This window comes from Haloplanus sp. (genome assembly GCF_028275055.1).
Classification (GTDB): Archaea; Halobacteriota; Halobacteria; order Halobacteriales; family Haloferacaceae; genus Haloplanus.
On the sequence record NZ_JAQCNJ010000030.1, the window covers coordinates 1 to 13,854 of the forward strand.

Genomic DNA, 13,854 nt, shown 5'->3' on the forward strand with positions numbered 1-13,854 from the left:
ACTGCGAGGAGAATCGCCGGGCTGGGGTCGAGGGACCCGTTACCGACAAGCGGGGCGACTGCGTTCGCCGCGTTCGAGGCTCCGGCACTGAACCCCATGTAGCAGGCAATTGCCACCACAAGCGCCGATCCGGCCAGATCCCGAGGCGAAATGGTATCGTCAACCGATAGCCGTGGGAGCCGCTCCTGGGTATCGATTGCGATCAACGGGTTCGTGAGGCGACCAAATTCGAATTTGGCGTCGAGGTGCGGGTACAGATATCTGCCGATAAGCGCACCTGTGAAGACAGCGATCAGTGGGGCGACGATCCAAGCCGACAGGATGGTAACCATTATTTCAGCGTTGAGCGTTCCCGTTGTCACACCGAGTCCGACGATTGATGCGACGGTTGTCATTGAGGTTGACGCCGGGACACCGTAGATATTTGAGATCAAGAGTCCGATCCCAGCAAAAAAGAGAACTTCAACGCTCGCTACGGGTGTAAAGGCTGTTACATCAATGATTTCGGTACTCATCGTCGTGATAACCTTCCGTCCAATCGTCCACGCACCGAGGAACGCGAACATGGTAAACAGTGCCCCGGCGGTGACTTTTCTGACGGCTCGGCTGCCGACCGCTGGCCCGAAGGCAACGCCAGTTGATGAACCCCCAATATTGTACCCAACGAACACTGCCACCAGCACCCCCAGGAAAATCAGTAATTCTGCCACGTATCTGCGGTCGGTTCGGACGCGAAAACATAGTAATTCACAACTGAACGCGCACTAATCACTACTTATTCCACTCTACACGGGGTACCCAAAGGTGGTAGTTCGCGCGGTCATCAGTAGATACTCCGCGCCAACGGAGGCCCCCATAACAGCACTGTTAGTGGATTAGCGGCGGGTTAACCCGTCAGCAAACCGTTCGACTCCACACAGCCCCCAATTGAGTTGAGTTCCCTCAGCCACGAACCTATCGGCCAACTTCGATGCTGGCCGCGGTATCGTCTGAAACCGTGATTTAGGTGTGTATAGTTCCGATTCGGGGATGCGTATACACGGCCACAGGAGTGACTTCGGGCAGCCATCTCTATCCGATGGCTGGACACACCCGGATCCAGCCGTGATCGTCGATGAGTATTATTATCCTCAGGTTCTAGCGGTAGTACAAGGGAGTCTGACCCATGACGCTTGCGCACATGGACCGGTACGATGCGTCCCGAGCGGAGCATGTGGGCCGTCGCGCCATCGTTCTCGGCGGGAGCGTGGCCGGACTCTGTGTGGCACGGGTCCTTCGTGACGCCTTCGATGAGGTGGTCGTTATCGAACGGGAGGAGCTCCCGACCGGGCCTGCTGTCCGTGACGGGGCCCCACAGACCGGCCAGCCACATTCGATGCTCGAAGCCGGCCGGGTCACGCTCAACGACCTCTTTCCGGGGTTCGGGAAGGCCGTGCGGGCCGAAGGTGGACTGAAACTGGATATGTCCGATGACGTGGTGTGGTACGATCGAGGCGGGGTCGCCGCCGAGGCGGACGCCGACTTGCCAGCACTTTATGCGAGCCGTCCGCTGTTCGAACATGTCGTCCGGGAGCGTATTCGCGAGTTTGATGACATCATCATACGCGACGGATGTAATTTCGGTAGCTATGAGCACAACGCCGACAAGAACCGAATCACCGGTGTCCGATTCAGAAACGAGAACGGTGTGACAACGACACTCGACGCCACGGTCACGGTTGATGCAACTGGCCGGACGAGTCGAACACCGAGATGGCTCGAACGCCACGGGTATCCGACTCCCGATGTTGAGCGGGTTTCGGTCGATGTGACGTACAGCACAGTCCGAATCACGAGGCCGGCGGATGTGCAACGAGGGGTTCTGATCGCGCCTGAACCCCACCGACCACGGGGCGCAGCCATGCTCCCTGTAGAAGGGGGCCGATGGGAGGTGCTCCTGCAGGGACTCCACGGGGAGCGGGCGCCGGTCGACCCCGAACCGTTCCTCGACTGGGCCGACACGTTACCGCTCGACGATATCGCCACGCAGTTGCGTGAGCGGGAGTGGATATCCGGGATTCAGCGTTATCCGTTCCCGGCTAGCATTCGCCGACAGTACCACAGGCTCGATGCGTTTCCGGACGGACTGGCCGTCATCGGTGATGCCGTTGCCAGTTTCAACCCCGTCTACGGGCAGGGGATGTCGGTTGCCGCGCTGGACGCGCTCGCGCTTCATCACGAACTGTCCGAGGGAGTGGATGAGCTCGGTCCGAGGGTGTTCACGCGGGTGAGCGCGGTTGTCGACGAGGCGTGGAGAACCTCTGTTACCGGTGATTTCATTTTCGAACAGACCGAAGGCCCCAAACCGTTTGGAACCGACCTGCTGAATAGCTACGCGGACCGGCTCGTCGCCAAAGCACACGACGACGGCGAGTTGACCGAGGCGTTTCTGCGGGTCTTTCGGCTGGAGCGCCCGGCCACCAGTCTCCTCCATCCACGTATCCTGTGGCGGGTGCTGCGTCCTAAGCTTGGGACGGCAAGAAACCAGCCGACCCGGTGACGACCATCACGCGAGTCGGGCTGGCCGCGTCAGGGACCGGCCACTGCCGACACCGTCGCACACACTCCATCCCCTGGCTGAACTGTCGGATTACCAATAGTTCCGACGGTCGATCGCGGGGGACATCCAGGTCGAAGTCAGTTGTGAGCGTCGCCGGCGCGACGCGGGAACGTTTGGTAGGTGGTAGGTGTCTTTGCCCGCATGTGTCACGGGAGCGGCGGGTCGACCGTCGTCCGGGTGAGAATGAGCAGTCCGACGACGGTGTAAATCACCATCGCGCCGGTCATTGGTAGCTGACTCCTGATCGCCTGCCACCGGCCGTCGAACACGTCGAGTGCGACGTGGTGTGCGACCCACACCGCAATCACGTGGCCGAGTACGATCACACCCACCTGTAGCTGCCAGACGGCGCCGACCGAGAGAAACGGAATGGTCCCGGACGGATCGAACGCCACCCCGGCCGGAACCCACCCACGTCCGAACGGATCGGCAAGCGCCAGCAGCAGGTACTGTCCCTGTGTCAGGAGATAGGTAAAGAAGTGTGACAGCTGATACGCAAGCGCGACCGGCAACAACGAGAGCGCGAACCGTCTGGCGAGATACCCTTCGTCGTCGGCCGAGCCGACGAGTATCGTCATCACCCACGCGACCAGCCCGTACGACTCATAAAAGAAGAGCAGCCCAGCCACCATGAGAAGCGTCGACATCGCATACGGCACCGGCAACGGCGGCACCGACCGCGCGATTGCCGCCCACTCGGGTGTTCCGAGAAAGCCATCGAAGGTAACGGTGTACAGCACCATCACCAGCAACAGGAGCGCCCCCGGGCGCCACAGCGCGTCGTGTCTGTCAACCAGACCGACCCCGTACGACCGGAGTTCACCGTCTCCACGTATCGAGAGCGGCGCGAACCGACCCAGATAGTCGTACAGGAGCGTAAACGGATCGGCGGCGGTCAGCCAGTTGTCGACCCCAAACAAGGCCATCCCGACCCAGAGATATACCGAGTACGCGACGGCGAGTGCAGCCATCCAGCGTGGCGATTGCGAGATTGGCGCGATCAGTTCCAACCACGCAAAAACGAAAAACACCGCGACCGCCGGCCAGTGGCCCAGTGTCTGTGGATACACACGCCTCGGGGGGTGTTCCGCTCCCGGCACGACCCACAGGTACACCGTCCGCCAAGGGTTCAGGACCGGCCACGTGTTGCCGACGAGGATGACGCTAAACGTGTAGCCGATCCACCAGCCGACCCAGACGAGGTTCGTCAGTAGGTTCTCGTCGAACGACCGCGGGCCGAACGCACCGGCGGCGGTTCCAAGAACCAGTAACACGACCGCGAGCGTGCGGACGGCGGCGACGAGCGCCGGGGCGTGTAGCACCCGCAGCGGCGTCGCCGACAACGGTCGGGACCGGTAACTGAACGCACGGTCGTCCGAACCGGTAACGAGGCTCACCACGAGAAACGAGACGGCGACGGTAGCGCCTCCACCGACCAGAAACAACCACTGTGGAATCGCGAGTTCGTAGCGTCCGCCGGCGCCGTGGGCGAGCACCCTGCCGGGAGCCATCACCAACCCAACCAGCAACACGACGAGCGTTCGGCGCAGCCACATCGCTACTCTCGGGGTCTGACTGCGACGGTCAGTACGGTTGCGGTGTCGCTCCGGTGATGGTCGGCAGTCGTCCGTGCCGACCCGTGGTGTGAGTTCTCCTCGGCGTTGGCGGTCCCGTGGCTGTGGCCGTCGTCGTGGTCGTGACCATGATCTTCACCGCCGGCGTGAGTCTCGGTGTCGCCTCGTTCGTCGGTGCCCGGAATCGTGTACGCCTCGACGGTGTGTCGGCCGACAGCCGAGGCCGTCGGCGCGAGTTCCCACGTTCTGTCACCGTCGGACGGGATCGTAAACTCCGCCCCGGTGGCGTGATCGTGAAATCCGACCGCGTCGGGGGTTCGATTGCGTATCTCGAACGTGATCGTCTCGCCGACCGAGACGGTTACGACGTCCCGTGTCTCAGCCGTCGGCGTCAGCGACGAGGCTAGCGATCCGTCCGACCGCGTGACGGTGAGTTCGAACGACCGTTGTTCCGCCTCCGCCGACCCGGTCGAGTCACCGGTGCATCCGGCGAACAACGCCAGAACGGTCGCCCCGGCGGCGAGATAGTGGCGTCTGCTGGTCATAGTGGAAACGTCGGCGGCTCGTTTCATCGCTCAAACCGGCGTGCCGCCGTGCTATGTGTGTCTGCTTTTCGGGTGGCCGGTCTGATCGCCGTGGACCGCGTATCGGAGAAGGCCGTACCAGAAACGACGTGTCTCATCGGTATCGTGCGAATCATCGTAAGTATTTGATCAGTATACCTGTTCCGACGGGCCAAATCGCCCTCCGGGACGGGGGGTGGTGCCGGCGGATCGGCCTCATACCGATGTCGTGTCGATCTTTCTCGATGGGGGGTAATTCGGTCTCGGTGCGGTCACACGCCCCGGGGAGAACGCGACGCGCATCAGCCGGAGTGTCAGTCGGTCACACCGGTGCAACTGAACCCACCAGCCAACAGAGTCTGACGGTCGATACGTCGATACTCGACATCCCCGAAGGGAGGACATCGCCCGCACAGGTGGACACCGGCGATGAGTCGGAGCTATCGACCGGGGACCGCGAGGGTGGGTCCGTTCTCTCGGGAGCGAAGCGGGAAGTCGGGCTGTGACACCGTCGTGGTCGCCGTGCGGACGCGATTGTGGTGGTCGTTGTCCCTCCGGGTGGGCAGGGGCGTTCGCGCTCGCGGCTGTGGTGTCGCTTGGTCACGTCGCCGCGGTGCCCGTCGGTTCGGTCGGTATCCGGCACACCCGATCAAACGGCGCGGAGGGCGGAGAGATCGGAGCCTCCGGTCCCACGGTGTCCGGGCACGTGGGCCCCAACCGCTCCCCGATGTGACAGAGCGTGTCGCCCGCGGTGTGGGCCGGGGGCCGCTCCGGGCCGACGTTGACGATCCGTCGTGTACACCCGGCTCGACCACCGGCGGCGTGGGAGACGGTCGCACCGGCGATGCACGGACGGCCGCCTCGGAACGCTCCGTCGACCGAGCCGACACGCCGGTGTCGGCCCGAACTCCCGGGCTGGTCACCGGTTAGTTTGATGAGAACGCGGCACGGAGGCCGTAGTCTAGGGACCTCGATGCCACAGGAGACAGCAACCGTCCCGGTCGATCCGGCCGTCCACATCGAGCGGTACGCGAGCCACGTCAGCCTGAGCTGGACGGCCGGGAGTGTCGGGCGGTTCGTGGAGACGGTCCGGAGTGTATCCGCGGATGCGCCGGCCGTGGTCGACGCGACAAACGCGGCGGGCCGGCGACAGGTCGAACTCACCGATATCGACACGACGACGGGCGCGACGACCTACGTTCGCGCCGAGCCGGAGCGGCCGTGGACGGTCGCCTGGGAGCGCCGGAGTACACCCGTCGTGACCCTTACCGGAACCCCCACGGTGACGACCACCCGCCGGGTCCATACGGGGACGACCGACTGTGAGGGGTGGAGCCGATCCCGGCGGGCACGGTTGGCGCGCCTCCTCAACACCGTCTGACCCGGGACCCGAGTACATTTTCCGTTGTAGCCCGTGGTTCCGACCGATGGACCTCGATACGTACCTCGTCACCGGCAAGGCCCACTCGGCGGGACGGTCGACCGTCGAAGTGGTCGAGGCGGCCGCTGCCGGCGGCGTCGACGTCGTGCAGTTGCGCGAGAAGGCGATGCCGGTCCGTGAGCGTTACGACCTCGGCCGGCGGGTCCGCGAGGTAACCGCCGAGGCGGGCGTCCCGCTCATCGTCAACGACAGGATCGATCTTGCCCTAGCAGTGGATGCCGATGGCGTTCACATAGGCGACGACGACCTCCCGGTGACCATCGCCCGCGAGCAACTGGGATCGGACGCCGTCATCGGCCGGTCGGTCTCGACGCCGACGGCCGCCCGCGAGGCCGAGCAAGCAGGCGCGGACTACCTCGGTGTCGGCGCGGTCTACGGCACCGACTCGAAAGACACCGACTCCGAGATCGGGCTTGACCCGATTCGGGCGATCGACAACGCCGTCGACATCCCCTTTGTGGGCATCGGCGGCGTGACGCCGGCCAATGCCGGGGATGTGGTGGCTGCCGGCGCGGACGGGGTGGCGGTTATCTCGGCGATCACGCGGGCCGACGACCCGGAGGCGGCGACCCGCGACCTGGCGACGACCGTCGCGACGGGCCGGGACCGACGATGATCGCGGGGGGCGGGCCGGCATGACAGCGGCTCCCGACCGGGTCGCGCTCATCACAGGCGCCAGTTCCGGTATCGGTGCGGTGACGGCTCGTCGGTTCGCCGAGGAGGGCACGGCCGTGGTGCTGGCGGCCCGGAGCGCGGGGCCGCTCGAAGCGGTCACCGAGGAGTGCCGCGAGCGCGGTGTCGCGGCGGCCGCGGTTCCGACGGACGTGACCGATCCTGACGGAGTCGGCGCGCTGGTCCAGACCGCAGTCGAGCGGTTCGGACGGTTGGATGTGGCTGTGGCGAACGCGGGTGTCGGTGAGACGCGGAACGTCCCGCTGTCCGAGCTACCCCACGAGCAGTTCGTAGCGGTCACCGAGACGAACGTCCATGGAGCGTTCTACACGACGCAGGCGGCACTGCCCCACCTCCGCGAGCACGACGGTGCGCTCGTGTTCGTCGGGAGTTCGAAAGGCAAGTACCCGAGCACGTCGACGCCGGTGTACGCGGCCTCGAAGTGGTGGGTCCGGGGATTCGCCGCAAGTGTGGCCGGCCGGGCCGGCCCGGACGGCGTCGCCGTCACGGTGGTCAACCCTACCGGCGTCCCCACGGCGTTTGGGTCCGACTTCCGGGAGTCGACCAACGCCGAGAGCCTCGATCCCGAAACCACCGTCGGGGTTGACGACGTGGCCGACGCCATCGTCTACGCCGCCGGTCAGAAAGGAGCGACCGCGGTGGCCGAACTCGACCTCTACCGCCGGGACATCCACGCGCGGTTCTGAGGGTCGGGATCACCGGGCGACGGACGACCGGGGCGGGCGAGGGACACGGACCGGCAGGTCGCCGGCCTCGCGTTCGCGGCGGACGGATGTCGCGGCCGCGACCGAGGATCGGGGCACGCGACACGATCCGGCACGGAATCGCAGGCATCGTACTGGTCGCAGAAGACCGGAGAGGCGGAGCCGGAGGCTTGATCGGGGCAGACGTCACCGGGACCGGTCGTGCCACTCGGGATCGGATTTGAATATTTCGGTCGGCACCAAAATAACACGATAGATAATATCAAATACGGAATCGATCATACCGGTGGTTGTCATGGTTCGAGACAGGACCATCGCATCGACCATCGGCATGGCAGTGGGTATGATCATCGTCACCGGAGCGGCGATGGCCGCCGGGATCAGCCTGTTCCCGGCGCTGTCGCTGTCGTTGATCGGGCTGGCTTTCGGCGGCTGGCTGGCCGAGCGACAGTACGTGCGGCGTAGTTCGACGGACAGTCGGGACAGCATGCGGACGGCATAGGTCGAGACGGTCCAGCGGCGAGCGTGTTTTTCGGGCGGTCAGTACCGAACGACGGCGTCGACGATGCCGGCCGTCTGTCCGACGCCGACCAGTGTGAGAGCGGGGAGTGTGAGCGACGGCGTGGTGGCGTAGACGACCGGGCCCAGAAGGGCAACCGCGCCGCCGGCGAGGTACGCAGGGGCCGGGTCGCCGACAGCACGCCCGGTGTAAAGCAGTCCGAACGCCGGGAGGACCATCCACGCGTACAACGAGACGGCAAGCAGCGGAGTCGTGTCGACGACGAACCCCGTCACGCCGAGGAGTGTCACGCCGAGGCCGGCGGTGATGATCGTGCGCCACGTTCGGAGAACGCCGTCGGCCATCTCCCGCCATCCGGTGACCACGAAGGTCGTCAAGAACAGACTCATCACGACGTGGGCAACGAAGATGGCGCGGGCGGTGACGGCGTCGGCGTGGGCGGCGGCGACAACGGTCCAGGCGAGGGGGACGAGCGCGGCGGGTGCGGTCTCGCGGAGGCGGCGGAGCATACGACGTGGCTCGGCCCGGAGAGTCAAGAGGGTGGCCCAGCACGGTCCGGAGGTTGAAGATGGATCGGGCGACCATCGACGCCCGTGTTCACCTTCGGGTCACTCGCCCGTGCGGCATACTGTCCGCGACAGTGGTACTACGCTCGGCGCGACGAGACCGACGGGCGGCCGCCGTCGGAGGTCAGGGAGCGCCAGTCGCTCGCGTTCGATTATCCGGCGCTCAGAGGAGCGGACGACGCGACGCTCCGTGGCGAACCGATCGACGTGTCGCCAGCGGTGTACCGGACGAGGCTGGATCGGCTGGCGGACCGGGCGGACTGGTCGGAGCTCGTCGATCCGGCGGCCCGCAGGGTCCGTTTGGAGGGACGGGAGTGTCGGGGCATCGCACACAAGATCATCGAGAACGAGGACGGCGACCCGCCGACGCCGACCTTCGTCTCGCCGGGCCAACCGCCCGACCGAGGCGTGTGGCGGCCACAGCGGGTTCGGGCGGTGGCGATGGCAAAGGCGCTCGCGTGGGAACGGGAGCGAGAGGTGCCGTCGGCGCTGGTGGAGTATCCGGCCTACGGCCGTGTTCGGCGGGTGCGGCTGACGACGCGCAACCGGACCGCCTACCGGAAAACGGTTCGAACTGTCAGGACAGCCGACGGCCCGCCACCCCGGATCGACGACGATGCCAAGTGTAACGCCTGTGAGTATCGGCAACAGTGTGGCGTTCGGACGCGGTCGCTGCGGTCACTGCTCGGCCTGTAGCCAGTCGTCGACCCGGTCGGCCAACGCGCCGCGGCGGTGGATGACGCCTCTGCCGGGGTCGACCACGGTACTTTCGATGCCGGGTGTCTCGCCACCGTCGACCACGGCGGCGACACCCGACCGGATCCGGCCGTCGAGGTCGGCAACCCGGGTGACGCTGTCCGCACCGGACCGGTTGGCGCTGGTGGCGGTCAGCGGTGGCGTCCGGTCGAGAAGGGAGCGTGCAGTCTCGTGGTCGGGGATCCGGACGCCGACACGGTCGCATCCGGCGGTGAGAACGTCGGGAAGCGACGGCCGGCGTTCGACGACGACCGTCACGGGACCGGGGAGAAACCGGCGCATGAACCGCTCCTCGCGGTCGGTCGGTCGGGTGTAGTCGAGTGCGGCGTCGACATGGGGAACGGCGACCGAGAGCGGGTTCTCCCGGGCCCGTTCTTTCAGTTCGAACACACGTTCGACGGCATCGGGGTCGGTGGCGTCTGCACCCAGTCCGTACACCGTCTCGGTCGGATAAACGATCGCACGCCCGGCCCGAGCGGCGTCGATGGCGGCGTCGGGAGCCATTCAATCGACGAGGGTTCGGATTTCGTCTTCGACGTCGTCGTACGGGGGGAAGTCCGGCCACTCCTCTGCGACCCACGCGTAGCGGACGGTTCGATCCTCGTCGAGGAGAAAGGTCGCGGGGCGGGGCTCCTCGATACCGGCCATCCCGTCGAGGTCGGTTTCGACGCCGTAGTCGCGGGCGACGTCGTTGGCGGGATCAGCAAACAGGTCGAAGTCCATGTCCCGCCTCTCGATCAGCCGCTCGTGGGCGTACGGCGTCGAGATGGAGACACCGACGACGGTGAGCAGGTCGCCCAGATTGCGGTCCTGGAGTTCGTTCCAGATATACGTCGCGGGAAAGGAGCCGTCCATGGAATAGAAAACGAGACAGACCGGGCCCTCGTCGGTCAGTTCGGAGAGGGAGGCGTCCTCCCAGAACTCCCCGTTGACGAGCGGGCGGGTGAAGTCGGGGGCCGTCTCGCCCTCGGTGACGTGGTCGGTCTCGGGCAGGTCGACGACATCGAAGTCAAACATCAGCGGGCACCTCCGTCGCCATACGTCGATTCGAGGTACTCGACAACGTTAGCGGACTCGGACATCGTCACGCCGGTCTGCTCGTCGACGATGGCGGGCACCGGGCGGGAACCCGCGACCCGCTTGACGACGTTCCGCTCGGAGTGCATCGGCTCGACGAACCGCGAGGTGTAGTCGAGTCCGAGGTCGTTGAGCGTCCGGACGACGCGCTCGCAGTACGGACACGCCTGAAGCCGGTACAGGGTGATATGTGGTTCACTATTCGACATGAACCGACGTACGGCAGGGGACGGCCTAACCCCTTCGTTCGGGGCGAGCCACACTGAGGGCAACGCTTAATTCGGCCCCGCGATTACGTTGCGTAGTCTCATGGGTTTGTCCCCGATAACAAGCGCCGTTAGACGCCCTCTTCCGGCACAGACGGCCGATATCGTGGTGGTGACCGACACGGCGATCACGGTCGCTGGCTCGGTCGCGATCCTCGTGTTGATCGGGCTGTCTGCGTTTTTTTCCTCCTCCGAGATTGCGATGTTCTCGCTGGCTCGCCACCGGGTCGACTCGATGGTCGAGGATGGGATACCGGGGGCCCAGGCCGTCCGGAATCTGAAGACCGATCCCCACCGCCTCCTCATCACGATTCTCGTCGGCAACAACATCGTCAACATCGCGATGTCCTCGATTGCCACCGGACTCTTTGCCATCTACCTCTCGCAGGGGCAGGCGGTGCTCGCGGCGACGTTCGGCATCACCACGCTCGTTCTCCTCTTCGGTGAGAGCGCGCCCAAGTCCTACGCGGTCGAGAACACGGAGTCGTGGGCGCTCCGGATCGCCAAGCCGCTCAGGTACTCCGAACTGTTTCTGATGCCGTTGGTCGTCGTCTTCGACCGTCTGACGCGGGTGATCAACCGCGTGACCGGCGGTCGGTCGGCCATCGAAACCACCTACGTCACCCGCGACGAGATTCAGAACATGATTCAGACCGGGGAGCGCGAGGGTGTTATCGAGGAGGAAGAACGCGAGATGCTCCAGCGTATCTTCAGGTTCAACCGCACTATCGCAAAGGAGGTGATGACGCCCCGACTCGATATGACCGCGGTGCCCAAAGACGCCGCCATCGACGAGGCAATCGAGACCTGTATCCAGAGCGACCACGAACGCATCCCCGTCTACGAGGGCAACCTGGACAACATCATCGGCGTCGTCACCCTCCGGGACCTCGTCCGCCAGCAACACTACGGCGAGAGAGACATCGACCTGACGGACGTGGTCCAGCCGACCCTCCACGTTCCCGAGTCGAAAAACGTCGATGACCTTCTCGAAGAGATCCAAGACAACCGGATGCGGATGGTGATCGTCATCGACGAGTTCGGGACGACGGAGGGGTTGATCACGTTAGAGGACATGGTCGAGGAGATCGTTGGCGACATCCTCGAGGGCGACGAGGAGGAACCCTTCGAGTTCATCGGGGACAACGAGGTGATCGTCCGAGGCGAGGTCAACATCGATGAGGTGAACGAGGTACTGGATCTCGACCTGCCGGAAGGCGAGGAGTTCGAAACGCTCGCCGGGTTCATCTTCAACCGCGCCGGTCGACTCGTCGAGGAAGGCGAGACCATCGACTACGACGGGATCACGATCCGCATCGAGCAGGTGGACAACACCCGGATTATGGAGGCACGGATCACGATTCCCGAGGCCACGGACACGGAACGCGAGGGAGCCGAGACCGAGACAACGACCGAAACCGAGACCGAAGCCGAGGCCGAAGGGTAGCCGGTGCTACGTCACGAGGGTATCGACGACGACGAAGAGGCCGTACCCGAGTACGAACGCGAGCAACAACGATCCGGCCCACGCCAACACCGTGTACGCCATCTTCCGTCGGCTGACGCCGCCACCGCCGGCGGCGTAGCCCGACCCGATGATCGCCGAGACGACGATCTCGTTGAACGAGACGGGGATCCCGAAGGCGACTGCGGCCTGTGCGATCGCAAAAGAGGGGATGAGCGCCGCGATCGACCGCCGGGGACCGAGCGACGAGTAGTCCTGTGCGAGCGCCTTGATCATGCGCGGCGCGCCGGTCCACGAACCGAGTAGGAGTCCGGACCCACCCCCGGCGAGCACCGCCCACAGGGGGACGGCCACGTCATCGAGCAGCGGGACGAGCGGCCCGATAGCCAGCCCGACCTGACTCCCGCCCGCCGAGAACGCGACCAGCCCGCCGAGCGAGAGGAGAAAGCGTCGCTGGGTCGTTTCGGGATCGGTCACGAGACCGCGAAACAGGACGCCGGCCACGAGAATCGCACAGCCGGCGGCGGCCACGACCGTACCGCCCGGAACGGCGGTACCGAGGGTACTCGCGATCGATCCCCCCTCGCCCGCGGAACCCAGCAGGGCGAACTCGATGGTGGCGACGAGCGCACCGACGAGTCCGCCGAGGCCGGCGATGGCGTACCGTTCCGGAACGGCCGGCATGCGGAGTAGCCGGGCGGTGGCGTACGCCGCGCCGCCGCCGACGAACGGCGTAAGCACCCACAGCGCCGCGATCTGTCGATACTTCGCCCACGCGGGGTCGCCACCGAGAGCCAGACCGACGCCGACGACGGCTCCGGTGACGGTGAAGGCCGTCGCGATCGGGTAGCCGGTGAACACGCCGACCGCGACGAGAACGGCGGCGGTGAGCAAGCCGACGATTGCGGCGGTCGCCGTCAGGGAGACGCCGCCGATGAGTTGGGTCCCGACCGCCTCCGTGACGTTCGCACCCTGGAGAACGGCACCGGCGAACCCGAGCAGGCCAACGAGAAAACCGGCACGCATCACCGAGATGGCGTTGGCCCCGACGGCCGGTGCGAACGGCGTCGATCCGGATGAGCCGGCACCGATCGCCCACGCCATGAACAGACTGGCGGTCGCGGCGACAACGAGCGTCAACAGGGTGCCGGTGGCGACCATCAGTTCAGCCTCTTGGAGCGGGTGCGGCGAAGCGACACCGGGCGCGTGGGGCAACGGGGCGGGGTCACCACTACCACTACCGATAGCCCTCGTCGTACCCCTCACGGAGCGAGAGCAGCGTCCGGCGGACGAGCAGATACACGAAAAAGACCAGAAACAGCATCAGCCCGACCAGTCCGAGAAAGATCGGATCGCCAAGAAGGTCAGAAAGCTGGATCACAACGGCGGATGGCTGCATAATCGAGTGGTGAGTCGGGGCGCACAAAGCCGTTTCGCCGTGGATCGACGGACGGCCCTCTCCGAGGGTGTCGCCGGTACACCGATAAAAGAAACCGCACCGTGTGACCGCTCCCGGCGGTCAGTCGTTGTCGTTAGGTGTCGCGCCGCGTGGCCAGCAATGCAGCCGCCAACAGCGCGATGACCGCGATGACCGCACCGAAGCCGGGGCCGCCCTCCTCAGTGGGCGTTG

At 65.4% G+C, this 13,854-nt stretch carries 18 protein-coding genes; 8 read left to right on the forward strand and 10 right to left on the reverse strand.

The window, feature by feature from the left end; all coding sequences use genetic code 11:
* On the reverse strand, positions 1-710 hold a 710-nt coding region (locus tag Q0925_RS04030; RefSeq protein ID WP_299332128.1), incomplete at its 3' end, for an inorganic phosphate transporter.
* 455 nt (positions 711-1,165) lie between these two features.
* Here Q0925_RS04030 and Q0925_RS04035 point away from each other — a divergent pair.
* The gene (locus Q0925_RS04035; protein WP_299332129.1) at positions 1,166-2,539 is read left to right on the forward strand and encodes an FAD-dependent oxidoreductase; all 1,374 of its coding nucleotides are present in this window, start codon (positions 1,166-1,168) and stop codon (positions 2,537-2,539) included.
* Positions 2,540-2,745: 206 nt separating this feature from the next.
* Here Q0925_RS04035 and Q0925_RS04040 read toward each other — a convergent pair whose 3' ends face one another.
* Both Q0925_RS04040 and Q0925_RS04045 read right to left on the reverse strand, forming a co-directional pair.
* On the reverse strand, positions 2,746-4,155 hold the full coding sequence (locus Q0925_RS04040) for a hypothetical protein (RefSeq protein WP_299332131.1): 1,410 nt from the start codon (positions 4,153-4,155) through the stop codon (positions 2,746-2,748).
* A gap of 2 nt (positions 4,156-4,157) precedes the next feature.
* Positions 4,158-4,718: a hypothetical protein gene (locus Q0925_RS04045; protein ID WP_299332132.1), complete on the reverse strand. Its 561-nt coding sequence runs from the start codon at positions 4,716-4,718 to the stop codon at positions 4,158-4,160.
* Positions 4,719-5,047: 329 nt separating this feature from the next.
* Between Q0925_RS04045 and Q0925_RS04050 the strand changes: the two genes are divergently transcribed.
* From Q0925_RS04050 to Q0925_RS04070, 5 genes are all read left to right on the forward strand, one after another.
* Positions 5,048-5,242 (forward strand): hypothetical protein, encoded by a 195-nt coding sequence (locus Q0925_RS04050; protein WP_299332133.1) that lies wholly within the window; start codon positions 5,048-5,050, stop codon positions 5,240-5,242.
* Between the two features lie 467 nt (positions 5,243-5,709).
* A complete protein-coding gene (locus tag Q0925_RS04055) occupies positions 5,710-6,117 on the forward strand; it encodes a hypothetical protein (RefSeq protein ID WP_299332134.1) in 408 nt (135 codons plus the stop codon).
* A 46-nt stretch (positions 6,118-6,163) separates the two neighbouring features.
* Positions 6,164-6,793 (forward strand): thiamine phosphate synthase, encoded by a 630-nt coding sequence (thiE, locus tag Q0925_RS04060; protein WP_299332135.1) that lies wholly within the window; start codon positions 6,164-6,166, stop codon positions 6,791-6,793.
* Positions 6,794-6,812: 19 nt separating this feature from the next.
* Positions 6,813-7,556, forward strand: coding sequence for an SDR family oxidoreductase (locus Q0925_RS04065; RefSeq protein ID WP_299332136.1), 744 nt, complete (start codon positions 6,813-6,815; stop codon positions 7,554-7,556).
* A 313-nt stretch (positions 7,557-7,869) separates the two neighbouring features.
* On the forward strand, positions 7,870-8,076 hold the full coding sequence (locus Q0925_RS04070) for a hypothetical protein (RefSeq protein ID WP_299332137.1): 207 nt from the start codon (positions 7,870-7,872) through the stop codon (positions 8,074-8,076).
* A gap of 38 nt (positions 8,077-8,114) precedes the next feature.
* Here Q0925_RS04070 and Q0925_RS04075 read toward each other — a convergent pair whose 3' ends face one another.
* Positions 8,115-8,603 (reverse strand): hypothetical protein, encoded by a 489-nt coding sequence (locus tag Q0925_RS04075; RefSeq protein WP_299332138.1) that lies wholly within the window; start codon positions 8,601-8,603, stop codon positions 8,115-8,117.
* 84 nt (positions 8,604-8,687) lie between these two features.
* On the opposite strand from Q0925_RS04075, the gene Q0925_RS04080 reads away from it, so the two are divergent.
* On the forward strand, positions 8,688-9,356 hold the full coding sequence (locus tag Q0925_RS04080) for a CRISPR-associated protein Cas4 (RefSeq protein WP_299332139.1): 669 nt from the start codon (positions 8,688-8,690) through the stop codon (positions 9,354-9,356).
* Here the strand turns inward: Q0925_RS04080 and Q0925_RS04085 are convergent.
* The 3 genes from Q0925_RS04085 to Q0925_RS04095 are packed head-to-tail and all read right to left on the reverse strand — an operon-like array spanning position 9,339 to position 10,702.
* The gene (locus Q0925_RS04085; protein ID WP_299332140.1) at positions 9,339-9,920 is read right to left on the reverse strand and encodes an L-threonylcarbamoyladenylate synthase; all 582 of its coding nucleotides are present in this window, start codon (positions 9,918-9,920) and stop codon (positions 9,339-9,341) included. The two genes, Q0925_RS04080 and Q0925_RS04085, sit on opposite strands and share 18 nt — an antisense overlap.
* Positions 9,921-10,433, reverse strand: a complete 513-nt coding sequence (locus tag Q0925_RS04090; protein WP_299332141.1) for a redoxin domain-containing protein — start codon at positions 10,431-10,433, stop codon at positions 9,921-9,923.
* Positions 10,433-10,702, reverse strand: a complete 270-nt coding sequence (locus tag Q0925_RS04095; protein ID WP_299332142.1) for a glutaredoxin family protein — start codon at positions 10,700-10,702, stop codon at positions 10,433-10,435. Before Q0925_RS04095 ends, Q0925_RS04090 begins: the two co-directional genes overlap by 1 nt.
* A gap of 100 nt (positions 10,703-10,802) precedes the next feature.
* On the opposite strand from Q0925_RS04095, the gene Q0925_RS04100 reads away from it, so the two are divergent.
* Positions 10,803-12,206, forward strand: a complete 1,404-nt coding sequence (locus Q0925_RS04100; protein WP_299332143.1) for a hemolysin family protein — start codon at positions 10,803-10,805, stop codon at positions 12,204-12,206.
* Positions 12,207-12,212: 6 nt separating this feature from the next.
* On the opposite strand, the gene Q0925_RS04105 is transcribed toward Q0925_RS04100, so the two are convergent.
* From Q0925_RS04105 to Q0925_RS12415, 3 genes are all read right to left on the reverse strand, one after another.
* A complete protein-coding gene (locus Q0925_RS04105) occupies positions 12,213-13,385 on the reverse strand; it encodes an inorganic phosphate transporter (protein ID WP_299332144.1) in 1,173 nt (390 codons plus the stop codon).
* Between the two features lie 76 nt (positions 13,386-13,461).
* Positions 13,462-13,623 (reverse strand): hypothetical protein, encoded by a 162-nt coding sequence (locus tag Q0925_RS04110; protein WP_299332145.1) that lies wholly within the window; start codon positions 13,621-13,623, stop codon positions 13,462-13,464.
* Between the two features lie 133 nt (positions 13,624-13,756).
* A partial coding sequence (locus tag Q0925_RS12415; RefSeq protein ID WP_299332146.1) for a PGF-CTERM sorting domain-containing protein occupies positions 13,757-13,854 on the reverse strand: 98 nt, incomplete at its 5' end.

Excerpts from the sequence above, each read along its gene's own strand:
- Q0925_RS04035 (WP_299332129.1), top strand. The coding sequence starts at position 1,166 with ATGACGCTTGCGCACATGGACCGGTACGATGCGTCCCGAGCGGAGCAT.
- Q0925_RS04040 (WP_299332131.1), bottom strand. The coding sequence starts at position 4,155 with ATGTGGCTGCGCCGAACGCTCGTCGTGTTGCTGGTTGGGTTGGTGATG.
- Q0925_RS04045 (WP_299332132.1), bottom strand. The coding sequence starts at position 4,718 with ATGACCAGCAGACGCCACTATCTCGCCGCCGGGGCGACCGTTCTGGCG.
- Q0925_RS04055 (WP_299332134.1), top strand. The coding sequence starts at position 5,710 with ATGCCACAGGAGACAGCAACCGTCCCGGTCGATCCGGCCGTCCACATC.
- thiE (WP_299332135.1), top strand. The coding sequence starts at position 6,164 with ATGGACCTCGATACGTACCTCGTCACCGGCAAGGCCCACTCGGCGGGA.
- Q0925_RS04065 (WP_299332136.1), top strand. The coding sequence starts at position 6,813 with ATGACAGCGGCTCCCGACCGGGTCGCGCTCATCACAGGCGCCAGTTCC.
- Q0925_RS04070 (WP_299332137.1), top strand. The coding sequence starts at position 7,870 with ATGGTTCGAGACAGGACCATCGCATCGACCATCGGCATGGCAGTGGGT.
- Q0925_RS04075 (WP_299332138.1), bottom strand. The coding sequence starts at position 8,603 with ATGCTCCGCCGCCTCCGCGAGACCGCACCCGCCGCGCTCGTCCCCCTC.
- Q0925_RS04085 (WP_299332140.1), bottom strand. The coding sequence starts at position 9,920 with ATGGCTCCCGACGCCGCCATCGACGCCGCTCGGGCCGGGCGTGCGATC.
- Q0925_RS04090 (WP_299332141.1), bottom strand. The coding sequence starts at position 10,433 with ATGTTTGACTTCGATGTCGTCGACCTGCCCGAGACCGACCACGTCACC.
- Q0925_RS04095 (WP_299332142.1), bottom strand. The coding sequence starts at position 10,702 with ATGTCGAATAGTGAACCACATATCACCCTGTACCGGCTTCAGGCGTGT.
- Q0925_RS04100 (WP_299332143.1), top strand. The coding sequence starts at position 10,803 with ATGGGTTTGTCCCCGATAACAAGCGCCGTTAGACGCCCTCTTCCGGCA.
- Q0925_RS04105 (WP_299332144.1), bottom strand. The coding sequence starts at position 13,385 with ATGGTCGCCACCGGCACCCTGTTGACGCTCGTTGTCGCCGCGACCGCC.
- Q0925_RS04110 (WP_299332145.1), bottom strand. The coding sequence starts at position 13,623 with ATGCAGCCATCCGCCGTTGTGATCCAGCTTTCTGACCTTCTTGGCGAT.